Genomic DNA, 2,125 nt, shown 5'->3' with positions numbered 1-2,125 from the left:
ACACCCCGGCACCACACCCCGCACCACCGTCGCCGCTCCGCCGTCGCTCACAGCGGGTCCGTCTCCGCAGACCAGCGCTCGGCCAGCCGCGTCGCGGCGCGTACCGCTTCGGCCACGTCCTCCGGGGTACCGCCGCGCTGCGCGGCCGCGTACCCCACGAGGAAGGTGGTCAGCGGCGCGGCGGGCCGCGCCACGCCGTGCGCGGCGTCCCGCGCCAGGTCGAGCAGCGCAGTGGTGTCGACGTCGAGTTCGATGCCCAGTTCGGCCTGGGCTGCGGCCATCCATTCGTCCAGCACGGTGCCATGCTCCCTGATCCGGCGGCGGGCCGCCGCAAGATCCTCCCAGGTGTCGCAGTCGAGGGTGTCGGCGGCCCCGGCAGGTACGGGGACGCGGCGCAGCCGCAGGTCCGGGAGGAGCAGCCGCAGCGGCATCCCGGTCAGGCCGCCGTGCTCGGTGCGGAGCAGGGCGAGTTCGCGGCGGAGCGGTTCGGTGCGGTAGGCGGCGGCCAGGGGCTGGTCCCGGCCGTCGTGCAGCACGGCGCCCTCCACGGGCGTGTCGCCGTCCCCGGCGGCGGTTCCGTCCGCCGCCGGATCCTCCCGTACGGCGCGCAGCAGCGCACGTACCGTCTCGCCCCGCAGGAAGGGCAGGTCGGCGGAGAGGACCAGCACCGTCCCGGAGTCCGTACCGGGGCCTGTGCCGGGCTGCTCCCCCAGGGCCCGCAGGCCCGCCTCCAGGGCGGGCAGCGGGCCGCCGCCGCGCGGCTGCTCGCGGGTCCAGCGGACCGGGCGGGAGGTGGGCCGTCGCGGCCCGACCACGACGGTGGTCACGGCGTCCGGGCAGGCGCCGAGCACCCGGTCCAGCAGCGTACGGCCGCCGACCGTCAGCCCGGGCTTGTCGGCGCCGCCGAGCCGCCGGGCGCCGCCGCCCGCCACCACGAGGGCGTCGTACGGCCCGTGCGCGGCCGCATCGCGGGGCGGCTGCGCCCCGCGGTGCGGGCCGGGGCGCGGCGGGCCGGCCGGGCGGCCGGTGGAGGGCGGAGGGGCCTGGCGCGGATCGCGGGTCACGCTCAGAGCGTACGGAGCAGCACCGCGGGCTGCTCCACGCAGTCCGCGACATAGCGCAGGAACCCGCCGGCGGTGCCGCCGTCGCACACCCGGTGGTCGAAGGTGAAGGAGAGCTGTACGACGCTGCGCACCGCCAGTTCGCCGCCGACCGCCCAGGGCTTGTCGACGATGCGGCCGACGCCGAGCATCGCGGCCTCGGGGTGGTTGAGGATGGGGGTGGAGCCGTCGACGCCGAAGACGCCGTAGTTGTTGAGGGTGAAGGTGCCGCCGGTCAGCTCGCCCGGGGTGAGGGTGCCCGCGCGGGCGGCCTCGGTGAGCCGCGCCATCTCGGCGCCGAGTTCCTCGGCGTCCATCCGGTGCGCGTTCCGCACCACGGGGACCACCAGGCCGCGGTCCGTCTGGGCGGCGAAGCCCAGGTGCACCTCGGCCAGCCGGAGCACCTCGCGGGCCTCGGTGTCCACGGTGGCGTTCAGCTCGGGGTGGCGGGCGAGGGCCGCGGTGCAGATCCGGCCGAGCAACGCCAGCAGCGACACCTTCGGCGCGCCGGGCACGGCGTTCATGGCGCGGCGGGCCGCCAGCAGCTCGGTGGCGTCGGCGTCCACCCAGGTGGTGGCGTCGGGGATCTCCCGTCGGCTGCGCGCCAGCTTGTCCGCCACGGTGCCGCGCAGGCCGCGCAGCGGGACGCGGGACGCCACGGTGCGTGCCGGCGAGGTGGGGGCGGTGCCGGCGCGGCGGCGGGTCTCCTGCGGCGCGGCGGCGGGCTCCGCGGCGGCCGGGCGGGCCTCCGGGACGGGCTGCCGCTCGGGCTCGGCGACCGCGGGGCCGCCACGCAGCGCCCGCTCGACGTCGCCGCGCAGGATCAGCCCGTCGGGCCCGGAACCGGTGACCTCGCGCAGGTCGACGCCGTGCTCCCGGGCCACCCGCCGCACCAGCGGCGAGATCACCGGCAGGGTGCGGGCGCCGGGTGCGGCCGCCCCGCCGTCGGCGTGTTCCGGCGCGCCCGTGGTGCCCGTACGGGCGCCGGCGCGGCCGCCGCGCAGAGCGCCGGCGCCGGGGGGCGC

The 2,125-nt window shown here is 78.8% G+C and carries 2 protein-coding genes; both read right to left on the bottom strand.

The window, feature by feature from the left end; genetic code table 11:
• Positions 1-47: 47 nt before the first annotated feature.
• Entirely contained in the window at positions 48-935 is an 888-nt protein-coding gene (locus HOY81_RS26960) for a DUF6457 domain-containing protein (RefSeq protein ID WP_237323330.1), read from the bottom strand.
• A gap of 131 nt (positions 936-1,066) precedes the next feature.
• Positions 1,067-2,125, bottom strand: a 1,059-nt coding sequence (locus HOY81_RS26955; protein WP_237323329.1) for a dihydrolipoamide acetyltransferase family protein, incomplete at its 5' end; no start/stop codon positions are given.

The organism is Streptomyces sp. JJ36, assembly GCF_021696945.1.
Lineage (GTDB): Bacteria > Actinomycetota > Actinomycetes > Streptomycetales > Streptomycetaceae > Streptomyces.
The sequence above is the reverse complement of the archived record's forward strand: the minus strand, read 5'-3'. Positions and strand labels throughout refer to the sequence as shown.